This is a genomic window from Paenibacillus sp. MT124 (assembly GCF_058792755.1).
Genome location: NZ_CM179500.1, coordinates 2,671,203 through 2,689,568, shown reverse-complemented (window position 1 = coordinate 2,689,568; position 18,366 = coordinate 2,671,203). Strand labels below are relative to the sequence as shown.

18 protein-coding genes are annotated in these 18,366 nt (G+C 46.0%); 6 read left to right on the top strand and 12 right to left on the bottom strand.

The window, feature by feature from the left end:
- Window positions 1-118: 118 nt before the first annotated feature.
- On the bottom strand, window positions 119-1,216 hold the full coding sequence (locus AC3RCI_RS12485; RefSeq protein ID WP_492529232.1) for a saccharopine dehydrogenase family protein: 1,098 nt from the start codon (window positions 1,214-1,216) through the stop codon (window positions 119-121).
- Window positions 1,200-1,910 (bottom strand): class I SAM-dependent methyltransferase, encoded by a 711-nt coding sequence (locus AC3RCI_RS12480; RefSeq protein WP_492529230.1) that lies wholly within the window; start codon window positions 1,908-1,910, stop codon window positions 1,200-1,202. Before AC3RCI_RS12480 ends, AC3RCI_RS12485 begins: the two co-directional genes overlap by 17 nt.
- Window positions 1,911-2,038: 128 nt before the next feature.
- Between AC3RCI_RS12480 and AC3RCI_RS12475 the strand changes: the two genes are divergently transcribed.
- Window positions 2,039-3,145 (top strand): helix-turn-helix transcriptional regulator, encoded by a 1,107-nt coding sequence (locus AC3RCI_RS12475; RefSeq protein WP_492529229.1) that lies wholly within the window; start codon window positions 2,039-2,041, stop codon window positions 3,143-3,145.
- Window positions 3,146-3,267: 122 nt separating this feature from the next.
- On the opposite strand, the gene yidC is transcribed toward AC3RCI_RS12475, so the two are convergent.
- Both yidC and AC3RCI_RS12465 read right to left on the bottom strand, forming a co-directional pair.
- Complete coding sequence (gene yidC / locus AC3RCI_RS12470) at window positions 3,268-4,137, bottom strand: membrane protein insertase YidC (RefSeq protein WP_336779788.1); 870 nt, start codon at window positions 4,135-4,137, stop codon at window positions 3,268-3,270.
- 379 nt (window positions 4,138-4,516) lie between these two features.
- Window positions 4,517-6,142 carry a DUF4153 domain-containing protein gene (locus tag AC3RCI_RS12465; protein ID WP_492529226.1) on the bottom strand — a complete coding sequence of 542 codons (1,626 nt, stop codon included), beginning with the start codon at window positions 6,140-6,142 and terminating at the stop codon, window positions 4,517-4,519.
- A gap of 136 nt (window positions 6,143-6,278) precedes the next feature.
- Between AC3RCI_RS12465 and AC3RCI_RS12460 the strand changes: the two genes are divergently transcribed.
- Window positions 6,279-8,000, top strand: coding sequence for an ABC transporter substrate-binding protein (locus AC3RCI_RS12460; protein ID WP_492529224.1), 1,722 nt, complete (start codon window positions 6,279-6,281; stop codon window positions 7,998-8,000).
- A gap of 46 nt (window positions 8,001-8,046) precedes the next feature.
- Here AC3RCI_RS12460 and AC3RCI_RS12455 read toward each other — a convergent pair whose 3' ends face one another.
- Both AC3RCI_RS12455 and AC3RCI_RS12450 read right to left on the bottom strand, forming a co-directional pair.
- On the bottom strand, window positions 8,047-9,384 hold the full coding sequence (locus AC3RCI_RS12455) for an FtsW/RodA/SpoVE family cell cycle protein (RefSeq protein ID WP_492529222.1): 1,338 nt from the start codon (window positions 9,382-9,384) through the stop codon (window positions 8,047-8,049).
- Entirely contained in the window at window positions 9,381-9,716 is a 336-nt protein-coding gene (locus AC3RCI_RS12450; protein ID WP_127536073.1) for a PadR family transcriptional regulator, read from the bottom strand. Before AC3RCI_RS12450 ends, AC3RCI_RS12455 begins: the two co-directional genes overlap by 4 nt.
- Window positions 9,717-9,870: 154 nt before the next feature.
- Between AC3RCI_RS12450 and AC3RCI_RS12445 the strand changes: the two genes are divergently transcribed.
- On the top strand, window positions 9,871-10,458 hold the full coding sequence (locus AC3RCI_RS12445; protein WP_154893441.1) for an AAA family ATPase: 588 nt from the start codon (window positions 9,871-9,873) through the stop codon (window positions 10,456-10,458).
- Between the two features lie 364 nt (window positions 10,459-10,822).
- Here the strand turns inward: AC3RCI_RS12445 and AC3RCI_RS12440 are convergent, their stop codons facing one another.
- Window positions 10,823-11,662, bottom strand: a complete 840-nt coding sequence (locus AC3RCI_RS12440; protein WP_095287770.1) for a YitT family protein — start codon at window positions 11,660-11,662, stop codon at window positions 10,823-10,825.
- A gap of 373 nt (window positions 11,663-12,035) precedes the next feature.
- On the opposite strand from AC3RCI_RS12440, the gene desA reads away from it, so the two are divergent.
- From desA to AC3RCI_RS12425, 3 genes are all read left to right on the top strand, one after another.
- Window positions 12,036-13,094, top strand: a complete 1,059-nt coding sequence (gene desA, locus AC3RCI_RS12435) for a Delta(5) desaturase DesA (RefSeq protein WP_127536077.1) — start codon at window positions 12,036-12,038, stop codon at window positions 13,092-13,094.
- Window positions 13,095-13,190: 96 nt separating this feature from the next.
- Window positions 13,191-14,333 carry a histidine kinase gene (locus tag AC3RCI_RS12430; protein ID WP_154893443.1) on the top strand — a complete coding sequence of 381 codons (1,143 nt, stop codon included), beginning with the start codon at window positions 13,191-13,193 and terminating at the stop codon, window positions 14,331-14,333.
- A gap of 2 nt (window positions 14,334-14,335) precedes the next feature.
- Window positions 14,336-14,935: a response regulator gene (locus AC3RCI_RS12425; RefSeq protein WP_154893444.1), complete on the top strand. Its 600-nt coding sequence runs from the start codon at window positions 14,336-14,338 to the stop codon at window positions 14,933-14,935.
- A gap of 85 nt (window positions 14,936-15,020) precedes the next feature.
- Here the strand turns inward: AC3RCI_RS12425 and AC3RCI_RS12420 are convergent, their stop codons facing one another.
- The 5 genes from AC3RCI_RS12420 to AC3RCI_RS12400 form a co-directional block, all read right to left on the bottom strand.
- The gene (locus AC3RCI_RS12420) at window positions 15,021-15,929 is read right to left on the bottom strand and encodes a hypothetical protein (protein WP_336779783.1); all 909 of its coding nucleotides are present in this window, start codon (window positions 15,927-15,929) and stop codon (window positions 15,021-15,023) included.
- Between the two features lie 69 nt (window positions 15,930-15,998).
- A complete protein-coding gene (locus AC3RCI_RS12415) occupies window positions 15,999-16,739 on the bottom strand; it encodes a polysaccharide deacetylase family protein (RefSeq protein ID WP_336779782.1) in 741 nt (246 codons plus the stop codon).
- Window positions 16,740-17,134: 395 nt separating this feature from the next.
- Window positions 17,135-17,638 carry a ferritin-like domain-containing protein gene (locus AC3RCI_RS12410; protein ID WP_154893447.1) on the bottom strand — a complete coding sequence of 168 codons (504 nt, stop codon included), beginning with the start codon at window positions 17,636-17,638 and terminating at the stop codon, window positions 17,135-17,137.
- A 191-nt stretch (window positions 17,639-17,829) separates the two neighbouring features.
- Complete coding sequence (locus AC3RCI_RS12405) at window positions 17,830-17,949, bottom strand: hypothetical protein (protein ID WP_017688846.1); 120 nt, start codon at window positions 17,947-17,949, stop codon at window positions 17,830-17,832.
- Between the two features lie 93 nt (window positions 17,950-18,042).
- Window positions 18,043-18,300, bottom strand: coding sequence for a YolD-like family protein (locus tag AC3RCI_RS12400; RefSeq protein WP_095287528.1), 258 nt, complete (start codon window positions 18,298-18,300; stop codon window positions 18,043-18,045).
- Window positions 18,301-18,366: the final 66 nt, after the last annotated feature.

Here is an 18,366-nt window from a genome sequence, read left to right as displayed (position 1 = left end):
TGAGAGTTCTGTAGTTTGCATCATTCGATTCCACTTCCAACGTGGATACATAATATAGGTGATTAGAGCATTGTCTATATTGAAGATTAGATGTCGCTTATGGGTCTAGGCCAAATGCTCACTTGATAACGGTCACGACGTTCAGCGGTGATGGAAGCGTATGCTGAACATCTTGCAGAGTGAGACATTGTTCAATATGGAAGACGCCGTGGGGCAGTTCAGTCCGGTACATTCGTTCCGCAACCGCTGCAGCCACCGCTGCCGTCGAATCAGCTTCGCGCTCACCCACTAGCAGCTGCTCTACTCGAACCGGTTTGCCTTGCTTCCATCCGGCTGCATCCACCTTGACTGCAAACATCTCCTCTCCGCCGGGAATGAGACCAAATGCCTTGACGGTGCCGCTTCGGATGGAAGGGAAACGCAGTAAGCTGAACACCCCTGCTCTCTTTGAAATCGCCATGGATCTTGTAATCAAGCGGGAATCCAGGCATAGGCGAGTAGACACGGTTGGAATATGGAGCGTACGGGCAACCGCGTGTTGATCCGAGAAGTTAAACCGATAAGCCTTTCTGCGTCCCAGCGCTGGTCCAAAATCAATCCATTTACCATCCTGGAAACTCCGGACCTCGGTTGGCTTACCACCCTTCATCACAGTATAAGTTGCGTTCATCTGATCAACCGTCCACTCCACCGCTGCCTTTCCGTGCTTCTCACCCAGTCCCAGCATGACGGTAATATCTACTTCATCCACCTGATTTAATTGAGCAGCAGCTTCACGTACAAGCAGATTCGTTACGCCAGGTGACAGGCCCACACTAAGCATGGCTGTAGCCTTATGGCGCTGCATTTTCTTATATAATGTTTCCACTTGAGCAAGAAAATCCACCTTGGCCGATATATCCATATAATCCGTTCCCGATTGTGCGCATGCCTCCACAAACCGCGTATCCGATTGGTCCACACACATGATAACCAGCTTGACTGATTCCAGCATGGCCGGATCGATAGCTTGCCTCACATCCAGCTGCAGCGGCTTCACAGTTCCCCCTGTAGAGCGACTGAATTCCTCGGCTCGATTCATACGAGTTCCTGCCGCCCACACCTTACCCGGGAACAATTTCCCGAGCTGAGTGCATATCATTCGTCCTACTTGGCCATAACCGCCTACGACCCAGATCTGCTCTTTATTTGCCTTAACATTAGATTCGAATTGCATAATAACCCTCCACCCAAAATGCTCCAAAATAGCGTGTAATATGAGTAAAACCACATTCAGAGAGCAGCGCCACGGTCTGCTCGGACGAGATCGGATTAGACTCCCTTCCCAGGGATGCCGCAAACCGATCCCATTCTTCCCGTGTTACTCCCGCACATAACATGTGGTCCCTCCATGCATTCATCATGACCTTATAGGCAGGTGAATTCAGGTCAGCGTTAACAGCGGCAAGAACCAGTGGTGCTCGGGATCTAAGCCTCGCAGCGAGGCTGGTCATAAATTTCCTCTTCGCCTCCATACCCTGAAGAAAATGCAGCATCAGCATACTTGTCGCCCCGTCGTATAACTCATCCAGTGGCAATTCTTCCACCGTTATATCTTGCAGTTTCACTCTTGGACCTGCTCCTGCTTCAGCAACCCTTCGCTTCGCTAACTGAAGCATGGGCCCGGAAGGATCCACACCGGTGAACGTCCACCCTGGGTGTCTATCAGCGAGCAAGGTAATCTCTTTTCCTCCTCCGGCACCGGCAATGAGTATCTTAGATTCGTTGTTATCTGTTAATGATGCAGCCAGCAGCCTCTCCATCAGATCATGCATATGAGAATATCCCGGGATCTTCAGGGAAATGGATTGTTCATAACGATTTTCATCTGCTGTCTTCCAGCTCATCAAAGATGAGTGATCCGCGTTCATGGTGCCACACTCCTTCTGTATTGATGTTAGACTTGACTCCTGATTCATCTAATTTCATTATAAAAGAGTACGATGAGCCTACAATCCCAGAACAATGGGATATCCCCGCGGGAGAGGAGAAACCTTACATGAAGTCAGCATTAGAGCAAGGCAGAACATCCATAACGTCTCTCGAAAAAGGATCCTGGACCTCCCGCACCTATAGGGAAGCCGTACTGAAAGCAATCCAAGCCGTTGTTCACTATGATGCATACTGTTTTACGACAGTGGACCCACAGACCCTGTTATCAACCGGTGCTGTGACAGAAGACGGCATTGAAGCGATACATGATCGGCTGTTCATTAACGAATATACGGAAGACGATGTACATAAATATGCAGACTTGATTCGCAGCAACAAGCCTATCGCCCTTCTACAGGCATCCATCCATGCTATGCCCGAACGAAGTTTGCGATATCGTTCGATCTTGCAGCCTGCTGGTTTCAGGGATGAGCTTCGAGCAGTCCTGATCTGTGACGAGACGTGTTGGGGTTACCTCACCCTCTATCGAAAGGCAGATCAGCCTTTCTTCTCGGAAGAGGAAGGGCAATGGATTGAAGAATGGACCATTTCCATAGCCAGGATGTTGAAAAGGATCAGTCTGTCACTTATGGATGAGATCAAACAAGGAAGTCCAGCCGATCCGGGGCTTATAATGATAACCGATACCTTTCAGTTATTGTCATCCAATGACTCAGCACAATATTGGCTAACCCAATTGCAGCGGCTTGAGTCAGTAGGCCCGGACATTCTGCCTCGTCCGGTACGCGCAGTTAGTTCTCATTTGTTGAGCCAGACGCTGTCATCGGCTGTATCTTCGGAGCTGTCCGCAAAGTCACCTTCCAAAGTCTGCATACAGCTACTGGATGGTCGATATCTTGTGCTGCATGCAAGTAGCATGCAGCAGATGACTGGTCCGGATCAGATCGCCGTCAGACTTGAACAGGCTATGCCGCAGGATTTGCTACCCCTGCTTGCGGAGAGTCACGGTTTATCTGTGCGTGAACGGGAATTGCTGGGCTATGTGCTCCGGAGCTACTCTTCCAAAGAAATCGCTGCAGCGATGAATATATCCGCGTATACAGTCCAGGATCATTTAAAATCCATTTTCGCCAAGACAAGCGTATACTCACGCCGGGAGCTCATTTGGTATTTTGTATCCCGTTTCCAACTTAAAGATGATCGTGCCGTTTAAGAAGGCCGGAGAACAAAAAAGAAGCGTAATCCATCTAAGGATTACGCTTCTTTTGTTCTATTCGCTTGAGTACACCTAACCAGCTTGCGCTTCTCATAGCGTTTTTTGTTGATAAGTCACAACTATGATTTTGCGGGTTTGGTTCCTTTGGCTGGTTTGATCTTCTTCTCCTGCAGGATTACTGTTTCCTGAGAATGTTCCACCGGATACAGTTTACGGAACAATAACGTCTGAAGGACAAGGAATGAACCGCCAACCGTCCAATAGAGCGGCATGGCTGCAGGTGCTGTCAGAGAGAAAAAGGCCATCATCAGCGGTGAAATGTACCCCATGATTGCAAACTGTTTTCGCTGCTCAGGTGCCATATTGGCCTGTGAAACTTTTGCCTGAATCAAGTAGATAACCGCAACCACAACAGCAAGCACATAATCGGGTGCCCCGAGTTTGAACCACAAAAAAGAATGTGAAGACAGCTCTGGCGTTAGCCGAATCGCTGTGTATATTCCCGAAAGGATTGGCAGCTGAATCAGCAGCGGCAAGCAGCCGATATTCAGTGGATTAAAATTATGCTTTTTGTACAGCTCCATCGTCTCTTGGGAAAGCTTCTGACGATCTGCTGCGTCATTCTTGCCCTCGTATTTTTTCTTAAGTGCATCCATCTCGGGCTTCATGGCATTCATGATCACTCGGGTTCCCTGCTGTGATTTGGCCTGCCGCATCATCAAAGGCAGCAGCGCAAGCCGAATGACCAAAGTAATCACGATAATGGAGACGCCGTAACTGCCACCAAAGATGGTTGCAATGTGCTGAATCAGATACGACAGTGGAAATACAATATAGTGATTGAAAAATCCAGGTGTTGAAGCGTTAATCTCCGAAACATTGTTGCTGCATCCGGCCAAAAGCATGACTGCAAATAAAATCGCTATCAGCCCATAGATCCGTCCCTTGCCAGATGTAAAAGTGAATCCCTTGCTTGTCTTATGTTCCATATATATCCTCCTCGTTGGTTGGGTTTCAATGTGTCCAACGAGGATGTACAATCTGGCTCATCTTCATCCGGTGCTTCTCTACGTCTGATCATCCTGGTTAAATCTTCAGGTCTATGCTTTCCATCGAGCGTCAGTGTAGGGAGTCCGGGTTCAACGCCGTCTCCGCCTCCGCCTTCCATCCAGTACTCTGTCAATCCACAGTGCAGATGGGCAATGTAGGCATAGCTCACGGTGAAAATAAGCCCTATTGAGAATAAATAAGGTAATAACTCCTGAAGTTCAAACAAGGGATTCACCCCCTTTATAGGTTCATTTTTATATTATAACACTTACATATCCGTTTTGCATAAATTCACAGCTCAAATGTCATAACGAATCGCTATTCTGTTCTCAATTTGGACAATTCCTTCGCAGCCCTATGTCTTGCCACGTTATAAGAAGGCCAGGAACTGCTGTTTTCTCTCTCATTCATGTAAGCTTCACGCTCCAATAGATGATCCTTCAGTGCCGGAAATTCCTCTTGCGCAAACTTTCTTAACTGCGGAATTGCATCCGCTGACAAATTCGCCAGATAAGCTGCATCAATGTTACCGGTCTTATGGTAACGTTCCACGTTCAGCTCGGCGATCCGGTTATCCATACCCACATAATTGACGGCTGCATAAGCTGTAAGTGACAGTACAATGTACCAGCGAAGCAGTGGAATGGAGGTATATCGGATGCGTAAACCGGCGATGAGAAGCAGCAATGCCAGAAAAATCATAAAGGCATGTACCAAGAATCGAATATACGTGTACCCGTATGCCTGTTCGTACAGATGGAGACGCATAAACGCAGAATACAGCATGATGGCTGTGCAGCCCACAAGAATAAGCAGAAGCACCTGATGAATAATCGAAGCTGTTCTCCCACTCGGTCTTGTACATTGGAGTGCAACAATCAAAATGAGAAAGTTAATACTGGTGACCAGCACAAGTTCGGCAAAGCCACTGCGGGCATATTCTGCGTAAGACAGGTCAGAGGGAAGATGCCCACTCCCTGCACCAAACAGGTAGGAAAACTGTACAAGTACAAACAGTACATACACACAGTTCATAACGAACAGCATGGTGCCCACGATGATGGGATCCAGCTTCACTGTTTCCCTGCCGGTACGGATGGCTTGTACATGGTCTTTGGCTTCACCTGTCTTGCTCGATTCGGTTTCTGTATTCTGCTGGCCTGCATAGCCATGATCGGAGACCCGCACTACTGCAGGTGACAACAAGGCTGCATTTTTCCAATGAGCGTTCTCCCTCTTCTCGGCTTCGTAATCCATAGGTTGAACGAATCCCCATACATAACTAAACAGCAAAATGCCTCCTATGATAATCCAGAGGATTCTCGGAAATCCAGGTGTTAGAGTCAGATGGTTCAACCATTCCGGAAAACCGGACAAATATTGATTGAATACGCCATCTGCGGAAGTCAGCAATGCAACAACCACAATCAGGATCGGGAAGGATGCGGCCAGTCCAATGAGAACTTTGACCAGAACTGCTTTCTGGGACTTCTCCATTCCACGTCCTCCTGCTTTTACCACAATGCCTGCGATGGTCCCCCAGTGGCGAATTGATTGTGGCAGCAAATGATCCAGAGAGGTACCGATGATTCGGAGATCCCACCACTGCTTCCGCTTACGTCCAGCCAAATAAGTCATATGTAAAATAATCAAACCGGGGACGAACAGAAAATTGAGAACACGCAGCAGTTCATTGTCAAAAAGTAAAAAGGTTAGCGCGAGTATGAATACGACCGCAGCCATCCATGCGTCAATCAGGGTTAATGTACGGATTCGATCCCTCGCAAACACATACGTAAATGCATAAAAGAGAAGCACAAAAAGCAGATACGATACGCCCACCTCTCTTTCATAAAACAAATACTGATGAATGACCGCCAGCATCAAGGCAGACAACAGCGTAATCAAGGCGCGATTCGGTGAAGCCAGTATTTTGTCAATCATGGGAAAAACCTCCATTATCTTTCTAGACTTTATTCTAGATGATAAAATAAGAAGATAAAGAGAAATTATAGGAGATAAAGTTTCTTATTTTAGTTCGGTTGCACCACCAGCTCTTTTTCCGAGGAGGCTTGAAATCGTGAAACTGCATCAACAGTATTTGCTGCTTCATACCCGCTTTGGTGATATGACCGAGCATGAAGCAACTCTATCCGAGCTCGCAGAACTGCTCGATTGCACACATCGAAATACGCTTACCATTGTCAAAAAAATGGCGGCCTGCGATTGGATTCGCTGGATCTCTCAGCGTGGCCGAGGTCGCAGGTCAACACTCACGCTGCTCGTACCAGCCGAACAGATCGCAGCAGAATATATGATGCAAGCCCTCAATCGCCGGGAATTGCATCAAGCCGCTGAACAGGTACGTGCCTTCTCCACCTCAACCATGATGCGGGAGCATTTAAACCACTGGCTGCTCGGTTACTCGGGCCATCATACGGAAGCAGGAGAGCATAACGAGCGAATTGATACGTTGAGGCTGCCACTTCAGCAGCAGCTTCATGCTCTTGATCCGCTGTATATTAATCTGCTTGCCGAGTCCTTTGTCACCAGTCATGTGTTTGATGGACTGGTTCAGCGTAATGAGCAAGGAGACATCGTTCCATGTCTTGCCCACACCTGGGATGTTAGCCCAGATCGGAAAACCTGGCTTTTTCATTTGCGCAAAGGTGTCTTGTTTCACAATGGAGGACGATTGACTGCAGGAGATGTGGTGCATACGTTTGCCAGGCTGCAGGCTACCGAGCGACGGACATTGTATCGCGATGTGAGCAGACAGATTCTGTCTGTCGAAGCCCTGAATTCGCTCACCGTAGTTTTCCGACTCAAAGCACCGCATGAATTATTTCTGTCCTTTCTAGGCACAAGCCGCGCAGTCATAGTCCCTTCGGACAGTACCATGAAGCCTGGCGATGACAAGTCAGTTGAACCAGAGTCCATGTCAAAGCCTGTTGGAACTGGCCCCTTCAAGGTGACGTTATGGGATGAACACCTGTGCAGACTGGAAGCATTCCCGGCCTATTTTCAAGGAAGAGCCCATCTGGACCGGGTGGATATTCTGCAGATTCCTTGGAGCGCCGAGACCGAGTGGGGAGAACATGGCGAAGCGGAAACGCCTTTCTTCCACCTTGTTCCGAATCCGGCTGCCGCTAAGGGTGCTGACTGGATACAAATCAGTGCTGGCGTCATGGTGAACAAGCTGCTCACTTGTAACACGCAAAAAACCGGACCGCTCAGCGATCCGGCTATTCGAACTCATCTATATGATTGTATTTCTGGCGTGTTCCAATCCTCTGAAAATCCCTTGGTCAAGGATCAATCGATTCCCTTACAGCTGGCTACCATTCCACAATATCGGAAGGATGCTGCTATGATAGCAGCCAAACTGGAACAATGCGGATATGCTTGCAAGATTCATATTGCAACGATGGAACAATTCAAAGGTCCATTGCGGATGGAGTCCGATCTCATTTTATTCTCCCTGATCCGGGACCGGGATGAAGAATTACGCAGAACAGACCTCTATCTAACCCTGTCGGAACATCTGGATGAACCCACACAATGTCGTGTGCAGATGATGCTGCAAACCGTTATCGAGTCACCATTAATGACAGATCGAATTACAGGCCTTGACCGGATTGAACAGTTTTTGCTGGACCACCATCTGATGTTTCATTTATCTGAGAAACCTGTGGAAACCGCCTATCTGCCTTCCGTGCGCGGGCTTTCGTTTAATAGTCAAGGCTGGGTCAACTTGCGACATATCTGGTTTCCATCTGGAAGTACAGTGTTAGAAGATTGAAAGGCAAGTTACCATTCAATTAATGTCTGCATGATAATAGATCTGCTCATTGTATTGGTGTCGTCGTTGGTCGGCTTTTATTGTTCTTCAGTGAAACGGTGTCTTTGCGGCGATACACTCCAAGTAGCAATCCCATCATGGCATGATCAAAGATGAGATGATTGCCGTGTCCTATGAAGGGAAAAACCACACTGAGAATGGGAACTCTCCCCGTGGTCATCGCCAGCGAATAAACCATTTGCAGGGCAAACATGGATGTAACAATGACGATAATCATCCGACCAAAGTCATCCCGAACGCGAGGAAGCGTCTTCACCATACTTGCAACAAACCAAATGATAGCCCCCAATAACCCTATTCCCGCTGCCCAGCCAAATACATCAATGAGCAGCACACCTGGGTAATCAAAGTAACTGGTTTTAAACCTGTCAAATGGTGTGTCGAGCCCATTACCCCACCATCCGGCTGATTGAAGGATGCCCATGATGGAGTGGTTGAAGTAACCATTTCCCATTGGGTCATCATCAAGATTGAACACAAATGAGAATCTTTCCAAACGATGGAATGAATCTGTTGTGAGCAGTAACAATAACCCGATGCCTGCACCTATCATTGTGGCTAGGACTGTATAGAGCCATTTACGCGTGATCCAACCAAATAATACTAGTGAAATGATCCCGAACATCACAAGGCGAACCAAATCCGATATTTGAAACAACAGCGCTGCCGGTAACGCCACCATCGCTATATAGGATAATATGGTTTGCACACCAAAATGGGAACGAAGCTTATCCATCATAATTGCACCTACGGCAAGTGGTAGTACCCACATTGCAGTAGTAGTCAGATCCAAATAGAATCCATGTGCGCCAAAATATCTGTATATACCATTGATACTTATAGAAAACATCGGATTGATCATTAACATGATATTAAGCAAGATATATATCCACCAAGCGGCTTTTCTCCATTTGCGATAATCGAAGAACATAAAGAAGGACATAAATAACATTCCTATGATAGTGTAAACAACTTGAATGTTATAAAAGTTCTGAAACCTATCATCCGTGACATTGGTTGTAAAAATCCACATCAAAAACAGGCTAACGATAGCTAAACTGATCAATCCGATTATCAGTCCCCAATGCACCCGATGACGATGCAGCCTATGCATGCTTTTGCCTACTGCTGCGGGATCACCCATTTGCTCTATGGCATACTCGGCTGCTTCTTCCTGAGTTAAGCCCTCCTGTTCCTTATCCAACATCATTTCTCTTATGTGGTTTCCCAATTCATCACGCAGATCGGTATGTACTTCACGAGCTTTGACTTGACTGCACATCTCGTCCAGATAACGTTTAATCTTATCATGTTGATCCGTCATGTTAAGCCTCCCTCCCCAAGTACACGATCCACAGCACGTCGGAATAAAAGCCACTCGGTTTTTTTGTGCTGCAAAGCCTCCACGCCCTTGTCTCGAATGGAATAGTATTTACGTTTTCGGCCATCTACCTCCATCCAATAGGATTCCACCCAACCTTCAATCTCCATGGCATGGAGGATGGGATATAATGTGCCTTCTTTCAAATTAAATACACCTTCCGATTGACGGTGAAGTTCCTTAATCAATTCATAACCGTAAAGTGGCTGATTGTGCAATAAGGTCAAAATTAGAGTTTCTGTACTTCCTTTAATCATTTGTTTGTTTACATTCATATGAATTCTCCTCCTTTCTGTCATTCAATTTATTACATCGGAAACCTATGCATAGTTAATCTAGGTATTATACTACCTTATTCTTCCTTTTCTGTCTATCCATCGTTTCGATCTTCTTTGTGATAAAATAGCTCTATTAAGGAGGGTGACTCTCATGAGTAAACTGATTTTCTTTCTCGGCGGTGCCGGCAGCGGCAAAACGACCCTGGCCAAAGCCCTTTCCCGCAAATATAAGGCCGCCTTCTTCGATATGGATATCCTGCTCCGCCCCGCTGCCGAGGCAATCATGACGCTTCAGGGACTGGATCCATCTGACCGGGATTCACCTGAATACAAACGCCTATGTCGAGATCTGGGATATCGCATAACGATGGATGCGGCACTGGATAACGTTCAATTAGGAATTGATACCGTGGTCGTCGGACCGTTTACCAAAGAAACCGAAACAACGGGTTGGATTGAGCAAGAGCTCAGCCGAATCGGTCGTTCATTGGAGGATACGGATGTTCGCGTAGCCTACATTTATCTGGCGAACGAACAGTTGTATCACAAGCGGATTGTGGCAAGACAATCTCCACTTGATGAATATAAACTGGCTAACTGGGATACCTTCACCGCTTCCCTTGCCCGTAAACAAGTAGCTTGGCCGCTGCCTGCTTCTTCCGTCGTTTATATTGATAATTCAGAGGAAGATGTGAATGTGGCTCTATCCGAAGTTGAGAGACACATGTACGGTAATTAGAGCCATACATTTCTCGTAAACTTTTTATACTCTTTTAGACGTTTATATGTTTCCGAAATGATGACCCTTACATAGAATGAACTATCACTAGTCAGGAGGGGTCACAATGAACAGAAAGAAGCATAGATGTCATCCACCCGTAACGAAATGCTATTACAAAAAGATTACCAAAACTTGTGTAACTAAAATCAAATATGTTCCCACCAAGGTTAAAAAGCACTGTCATGTCACTGTTAAATATGGTGTAATCAGAAAAGGAACTCATCATTAATGAAAGCCTTAAGCCCTTCTCGATGGAGAAGGGCTTTTGGGATACAAAAAAAACCGCGGTCATCATTCACCACGGTTTTCTTCCATATATACATTATGTTTTGGACAGTTCGATAAACCCTTCACCGAATACGTCACGAACATCGTGAATCGTGATAAACGCGATCTCATCCTCAGCCCGTACAATCTTCTTCAACATGGGAACTTCCTGTTTGCTAATGACAATATAGAGAATTTCTTTCGGTGTTTTCGTATAGTAACCATGGCCCGATAGAACCGTTACACCGCGATCCATTTTCTCGATGACCTGCTTCGCAATCGCATCCTGCTTCGTCGAGATGATGGTAACCGCCTTTTTCGGATTCAGCCCTTCTATGATAAATTCCATCGTTTTGGTTCCAACAAACAGCATGACAATCGTACACATAAGTCCCTGTGCCCCGATAATGAAGAAAGAGGAGAACGCCACGATCAGATCAAAAAATAGAAGTCCATAGCTGATGTTCCAATCCAGATACTTATTGGCGAGTCTCGCCAAGATGACGGTTCCCGCGGTTGTACCGCCAACTCTTACAATTAAACCAATCCCAAGACCGGCAAATAATCCCCCAAAAATCGTATTGATCCACAGCTCATGCGAATCAATCGTCCAACTCTCCGTCAGATGCAGGAACAAGGAATTGAATACCACCGCAATAATGGTATATACCGTCGTGGTCTTGTCCAGAAACCGGTAACCCACAATTAACAAAATCCCATTCAAAATCAAGTTCATTAAACCGGGCGACCATTCGAACAGATAATACAAAATAATGGTGATCCCCGTAACGCCACCCTCAGCAAGATCATTTGGAATGACGAACAAATTCACCGCGAGGGCAAATAAAAAAGCCCCCGCCATAATAAATAAAATATCCGTTAATCGTTTCTTCATCATGTATTCCTTCCAATCCTTCAGAAATCAACCTATCCATCAGGCTCATAAGTTGTCATGTGCACTCACAATGATAGATTCTACCATGTCACCAGCAAAATTTGTATACATAATACAAATTGTTGCACGAAATGTGCAAAGGAATCAGAAATCACCTTCTGATCTGCTCAATCCTGAGTGCGAATTGGACACCAACCATGACAAACGTCATGTGCCATCCTTGATATTCATCATTACAGATGGCTGACGTTTATGACTTACCGTATGACATCGATTCTTTTACAATGGTAAAAACGCTTCCCTCCAAGACACATCAGGGAAACGCGGGTTATAGCCGTGCTTGGTTATAACGACTGAAGGAGGACTACCATTCATGAGCAGAGCAAAAGAAATGGCACTGAAAAAAGAAGTTACCCCTTACGAGAAAAATGATCTACGATTAAGTATCCGACAAATCATAAATACGATCCTTCCACTCTTCTTGTTGTGGGCCGCCGCTTATTACAGCTTATCCGTTTCGTATTGGCTAACCTTCCCGATTGCCTTGGTGGCATCCGGATTTGTACTTCGGACCTTCATTATTTTTCATGACTGCTGTCACGGTTCCTTTTTCAAAAACAAACGCGCCAATGACATTCTGGGTACCATTACGGGCGTCTTGACCCTTACTCCGTACCAACAATGGAAAGCGGAGCATTCCATCCACCATGCCACCAGCAGCAATCTCGACAAACGTGGAGTAGGCGATATCTGGGTCATGACGGTTGAAGAATACAAGGCTGCATCTCCTTGGGGACGGCTGTGGTATCGTATCTATCGTAATCCGTTTGTCATGTTTGGACTCGGTCCAATCTATGTATTCCTGATTGCTTATCGTTTTAATCGCAAGGCTGCCCGTCGCAAAGAACGCATCAACACACATCTGACTACGGTATTGATCGTCGCACTTTATGCATTCATGTCCTGGTTGGTCGGATGGCAGGCCTTTGTTATGGTGCAGGCACCCGTCTTCTTCTTCTCCGGCTTCTTCGGAATCTGGCTGTTCTATGTTCAGCATCAGTTTGAAGACACCTACTTCGAGCATGAGGATGAATGGAGTTACGTTAAGGCTGCTGTAGAAGGCAGTTCGTATTACAAGCTGCCAAAGCTGCTGCAATGGATCAGCGGTAATATTGGATTTCACCATGTTCATCACCTGAGTCCGCGTGTACCGAACTATTACCTTGAAGAGGCACATAATGCGACACCACCGCTGCAAAAGGCAACGACAATTACCCTTCGTTCCAGTTTGGCAGCCCTTCGCTTCCGCCTGTGGGATGAGGAGTCCAAACGATTTATCAGCTTCAGGGAAATCAAATCGATATACCGCAAGCCTTATGCCAAGCCACCTATACGCGTAACCAATCAAGCGGGTCTGACAGAGAAGCCTTAAACTCTGTCGGATTCGTTTTCTTGTATTCAGGCTGAAGTCGTGCTACAGTCAGGCTAAAGTTGGAGTACAAGAATCACGCTCAAGGAGGAGAATTCCATTCAAAAGTGGTCACAGCTCTTTTATAAAAATACAGGTTTAAATCCGTACGTATGGCTTGTCTTTTTCATCCTTCCTTTCTATTATATTTCGCAGTATTCAAAACTGTGGACCTTGGTGACAGGAATCGTGATCATTCTTCTCTTTTTCGTTTGTTATTTGCTTGCGTTCATCACCAAGGGCTGGCAGGTATATATGTGGATCGGTCTGTTGATTGCCATTTCCATAACGATGACGATCGCGTATGATTATGCATATTTCTCCCTGTTTCTAGCTTTTTTCATTGGGAATATTAAAAACAAAGCCGGCTTCATTACTCTCTATACGGTCAATTTGGCGGCCAGCTTTCTGACCATAAATTACGGATTTATCATTCAGAGCTCCAGGCTGCTTAGTCAATTTCCATTTGTATTCATCAGTCTGATGGCATCCATTCTTCTCCCGGTAAGCACGTATAACAAAAACAAACGGGAGCAATTGGAGGGTCAGCTGGAAAATGCTAACAAACGACTGGATGATTTGGTCAAAATGGAAGAACGCCAGCGGATCGCCAGGGATCTGCACGATACACTTGGACAAAAACTCTCCTTGATTGGACTCAAGACCGATCTGGCGAAACGCCTGCTTCGTGTCAATCCCGAGCAGGCTGAGGCGGAGCTAAACGACTTGCGTCAAACGGCAAGCACAGCACTCAAGGAAGTTAGGGAAATGGTTACTACGATGCGCGGAACACAGCTGGTTGATGAATTGTACCGTGCCGAGCAGATCCTGAAGGCTGCTGCGATCGAGTTCAAGCTGGATGGCAACCCTAAGCTGCAGGACACCTCTCAGCTTAATGAAAATGTGATGGGGATGTGTCTGAAAGAGGCCGTTACGAATGTGGTCAAGCATAGCCAGGCAACAATATGTACTATCAGCCTGAAAGAGACACCTTCCGATAACATATTGACTGTTCATGACAACGGTATTGGAATGGAACACAGTAATAACAAAGAACGCCGCGGTACAGGAATTCTTGGCATGAAGGAACGACTGGAATTTGTTAATGGTTGTCTGGATATTCGCTCGGGACCAAACATAGACGGGACGCAGCTTATTATTCAGGTACCAAAGCTGGTGCGCAAACCAATCAAGGAGGAATAAACATGATCAAAATCGTCATCGCCGAAGACCAACGCATGATGCTGGGTGCCCTCTCCTCCCTGCTTAATCTGGAAGAAGACATGGAAGTGGTTGGCCGGGCAAGCAACGGGCAGGAGGCGCTTGAACTCGTCCAGCAGCATACACCGGATATATGCCTAATGGACATTGAAATGCCTATCAAAAGTGGGCTGGAAGCTGCAGAGGAACTGAAAGGAACGAACTGCAAAGTCATTATCTTAACGACCTTTGCTCGAACAGGGTATTTCGAACGTGCACTAAAAGGCGGAGTTAGAGGTTACCTGTTAAAGGACAGTCCAATCGAGGAATTGGCTGAAGCCATACGCCAGGTTATGAACGGACGTCGGATCTTCGCCCCTGATCTGGTGGACGAGGCCTATGTAGAGGAAAATCCGCTTACGGAGCGAGAGAATGCCGTTCTCGGCCTCATGGCTGATGGCAAGAACACGAAGGAAATTGCCAAACACCTCTTTATTACAACCGGTACGGTCCGCAACTATATATCCATCATTTTGAACAAATTAAATGCAAGCAATCGGATTGAAGCCATCACCCGTTCCAAGGAAAAGGGCTGGTTCAAATGAAAGTACCGCTTCAACCCATTACGACACAAATAATAGCTTGGTCAGGAGCTTTCACTCCCAGCCAAGCTATTTTATTTACATCTATTTATTGGACCGATGCAACCATACCTAATGCGTTATTCGGCACCTGGTTCGTTTGCAGCTGATGGATTTGCTTGCCTTCCTGCCATGAGATCGTAACATTCACCGTTTTCCCGCCACTCGGATACTCCACGTTTACGAAGCCTTTGTCCTTCGGAGCAGGCAGTGTATGTGATTCCAGGTACTCGACCATTTTCTTGGCAATTCCCGGATTGTTCATCTTATCTTCGGAAACCGATCGGATTTGCAGCGTCCATCTGCCTTCCTTCCAGGTTAGATACTGACTCCCTGCGGCACCTTCGACCATTCCTTTGATTCCATGTCCAAGATCAACGGTCATTTCATCAGGAATGTTGTCCAGATCCGTATCCGGGAAAATCCCTGAACTATCCGGGTCCTTATAAGTCTTCACTTCATAGGATGCGAGCACATTAGGTGCGTTAGTGGAAGACGTCAAAGAAGCATCATTGACCGGAATGGACTGATCTACGGAATAGAAATTCACTTTGAAAGCATCTGACGAATTGACAGGAATGGCTGCTGCCAGATGTTTACCTTTATCCAGGGCGAATGAAGTCGGCAGCACGGCATTCTTCATCTTCAACTGGCTGCGAATTTCCTGAATGACATCATTCATGCTGGATTGCCCTTGTGTTCCGGTTGTTTCACCTGCGGATGTGCTGGTATCCTCTGAGCTATCTTCATTATTGGCCGAGCCTGCTGCCGTATTGCTTCCTTCTGAAGTGTTCGCAAGATCCGCCCCACCGCTCCCGGATTGAGTTTGCTCTCCTGAAGTCGAAGTAGGCGTATTGCTTGCCTGTGACGTATTGTCATCCTGCCCTCCACAACCTGCAAGCGCAAGTAACACAGCAGTGGTAACAGGAATGATGACCCAACGTTTTTGCTTTTTCATGATGCTAGCCTCCTCGATGTCTTTATTTCCAGTGAATTATGTTTCATTATTACTTCGAGTTTAACTAGATTAACGTTTATCGTTCCAGAAATTAACCGGCTGTACTTTTTTGGTCAATACTTTGAATTGGTATCCTTCTGCTTTCAATGTTTTCAACAATTGCGGAAGTACTTTTAATGTCGCTTCCTGATCATGCATGAGTACAACCGGTGTTGTACCGCTCTTTTGAACCGTGTGGATCTGCTTCATTACACTGTTGTAGACCTTTTGGTGATCTTTCTTGTATTTCCAATCTTCGGAGTCCACATTCCAATCCCAGAGGTGGAATCCACCCTGAGCAAGCAATACTTTACGGTAAGATGATTTGAGATATGGCTTACTGCCATAAGGTGTACGAACAAGACTTGTTTTCACTCCAGCAACTTTGTTTAGCGTCATATTCGCCTGCTGCATTTCCTTCAAGCCGCTATATGCCGATTGATAAAACTTGCTAGGAACGTGTGTGACACCATGAAGTCCCAAGCCATGCCCATCCGCAACAATCCGTTTCGTTGCTTTTTGAAATTGCTTCATTTCCGGTCCGAGCATAAAGAATGTCGCTTTGGCATGATACTGATCCAAGATATCCAGCAGTTGTCCTGTATGGGCTGTAGGCCCATCATCAAACGTAAGATATATGATCTTCGCATTCGCTTTTGCTCCAGCAGAGCTTGAAGCACTTGGCTTCGCGGATGCTGACTGAGGCAGCAGGAGTGGAATCATAAGTAAGATGGCGAGTGCAGCAATAAATGACTTGCGAATATGTAACATAAATATAAATCTCCCTTGTGTCTCGTATTTCCCCGGGTGTCTTCGAATCTCTCATTGCATCCCTTGGCGATAATCTAAATACTAACAAAAAGGACATGCCTCATTCTCGCTTCAAATGCTACGTTCGAGTTACACTTTTGTCAGATTAGCCAATGAAATAAAACGAAATTGATAGATTTCCAGTGAAAATCATGCCCGTGAGGATAGATCTTTTTTGACATATGTTTCATTAACCTATTTTGAATGATCTGATAGATTCAAGTTAAAAGTTGTTCCTTTTAGATCCATTAGAACTAAAAAACACAGTAAAAAAAGCCTGCACAAAGGCAGACTTTTCATATGTAGAACGGTATACTCCATGAACATGGAATACGTGTGACTAATTTGCACTCCTATCACTCTGCAGGAGCGGTGAATGAACGTTTACCGAACTCAGCGTCAAGCATGTAGAAGGCATTGCTGTCTTTTTCAATACGGCGCAGCTTCTGAATGATGCTGTCAAACAACGCTTCTTCTTCTACCTGCTCATCAATGAACCATTTCAGGAAATACATCGTGGCGTGCTCGCGCTCATTCAGGGCAATGTCGGCCAGGTTGTAGAATTTCTTCGTGTTTTGCTGTTCATGTGCATATCCGTGCTCGAACACATCCAGCATGGAAGTATACTCATTTTTCGGTTCCGGCAAAGCCTCCAGCGTCGCGCGTTGTCCGCGATCATTCAGGAACTTGTATATTTTCATGCCATGGAATCGTTCTTCTTCAGCCTGTACAATGAAGAAATTCGCGAAGCCGTCCAGACTTTCACTGGAACAGTATGCTGCCATCGCGAGGTATACATGGGCAGAATAAAATTCAAAGTTCATCTGTTGGTTCAATGCTTGTGTTAGCTCTTTACTCATGTTTGACACACCTCATGCTTTCTCTAGGAATGGTCCTATTCTATCATAATGAACGTTCGACTGACATGGATTATCTACCTAATCGGCCAATGAACGAATTTATGTTCTTCATATGAGATATGCAGCGAATCAGAATAAAAGAAAGCTCTGCCGGAATGGCAGAGCTCTCTTCATTCATTTGGAGAAATGAATTATACCAAGAACGCTTTGGAGATGATAACCAACAGGATGAACAGAACCAGAATGGCACCTACAGAAGTGAAACCTCCGTATCCGTAGCCTCTTGTTTCTCCACCTAATACTTCGCTCATTGACCGTACCTCCTCTGCAACAGGTATGGGATATCTTATGCAGGAAGAGCGGGTTTGACCGGGCGAATGCCCTATTATTTAAAATTGCACTTCTTAATAACGGGGAGATTCCACCCGCATGATATCGAGAAAAGGTACTTTTGCCATGAACTCCTCTTCAGTGTGTTCAACATGTACCAGCCGAGTACGGGAATCCAGCTTAACAATAACCCCTTGCACCTGCTCTTCTTTCCCCCATACCGTCAACAGCACTTCCGAACGCTCATGATACGCTTCAACCAATTGATTCCCCAGCTCTTCCAGCTCAAATTCATCCCGTGTAGGTCTTTTTGCAACTTTTGCTTTTGCCAATGTGGAGGCCTCCTCTACAGCTAATCCGACGTCCCGATTCCACGGGTTGTTTGCCGAGGGCATATT

Excerpts from the sequence above, each read along its gene's own strand:
- AC3RCI_RS12475 (WP_492529229.1), top strand. The coding sequence starts at position 2,039 with ATGAAGTCAGCATTAGAGCAAGGCAGAACATCCATAACGTCTCTCGAA.
- desA (WP_127536077.1), top strand. The coding sequence starts at position 12,036 with ATGAGCAGAGCAAAAGAAATGGCACTGAAAAAAGAAGTTACCCCTTAC.
- AC3RCI_RS12485 (WP_492529232.1), bottom strand. The coding sequence starts at position 1,216 with ATGCAATTCGAATCTAATGTTAAGGCAAATAAAGAGCAGATCTGGGTC.
- AC3RCI_RS12465 (WP_492529226.1), bottom strand. The coding sequence starts at position 6,142 with ATGATTGACAAAATACTGGCTTCACCGAATCGCGCCTTGATTACGCTG.
- AC3RCI_RS12455 (WP_492529222.1), bottom strand. The coding sequence starts at position 9,384 with ATGACGGATCAACATGATAAGATTAAACGTTATCTGGACGAGATGTGC.
- AC3RCI_RS12440 (WP_095287770.1), bottom strand. The coding sequence starts at position 11,662 with ATGAAGAAACGATTAACGGATATTTTATTTATTATGGCGGGGGCTTTT.
- AC3RCI_RS12410 (WP_154893447.1), bottom strand. The coding sequence starts at position 17,638 with ATGAGTAAAGAGCTAACACAAGCATTGAACCAACAGATGAACTTTGAA.
- AC3RCI_RS12415 (WP_336779782.1), bottom strand. The coding sequence starts at position 16,739 with ATGTTACATATTCGCAAGTCATTTATTGCTGCACTCGCCATCTTACTT.
- AC3RCI_RS12425 (WP_154893444.1), top strand. The coding sequence starts at position 14,336 with ATGATCAAAATCGTCATCGCCGAAGACCAACGCATGATGCTGGGTGCC.
- AC3RCI_RS12450 (WP_127536073.1), bottom strand. The coding sequence starts at position 9,716 with ATGAATGTAAACAAACAAATGATTAAAGGAAGTACAGAAACTCTAATT.
- AC3RCI_RS12420 (WP_336779783.1), bottom strand. The coding sequence starts at position 15,929 with ATGAAAAAGCAAAAACGTTGGGTCATCATTCCTGTTACCACTGCTGTG.
- yidC (WP_336779788.1), bottom strand. The coding sequence starts at position 4,137 with ATGGAACATAAGACAAGCAAGGGATTCACTTTTACATCTGGCAAGGGA.
- AC3RCI_RS12445 (WP_154893441.1), top strand. The coding sequence starts at position 9,871 with ATGAGTAAACTGATTTTCTTTCTCGGCGGTGCCGGCAGCGGCAAAACG.
- AC3RCI_RS12480 (WP_492529230.1), bottom strand. The coding sequence starts at position 1,910 with ATGAACGCGGATCACTCATCTTTGATGAGCTGGAAGACAGCAGATGAA.
- AC3RCI_RS12405 (WP_017688846.1), bottom strand. The coding sequence starts at position 17,949 with ATGAGCGAAGTATTAGGTGGAGAAACAAGAGGCTACGGATACGGAGGT.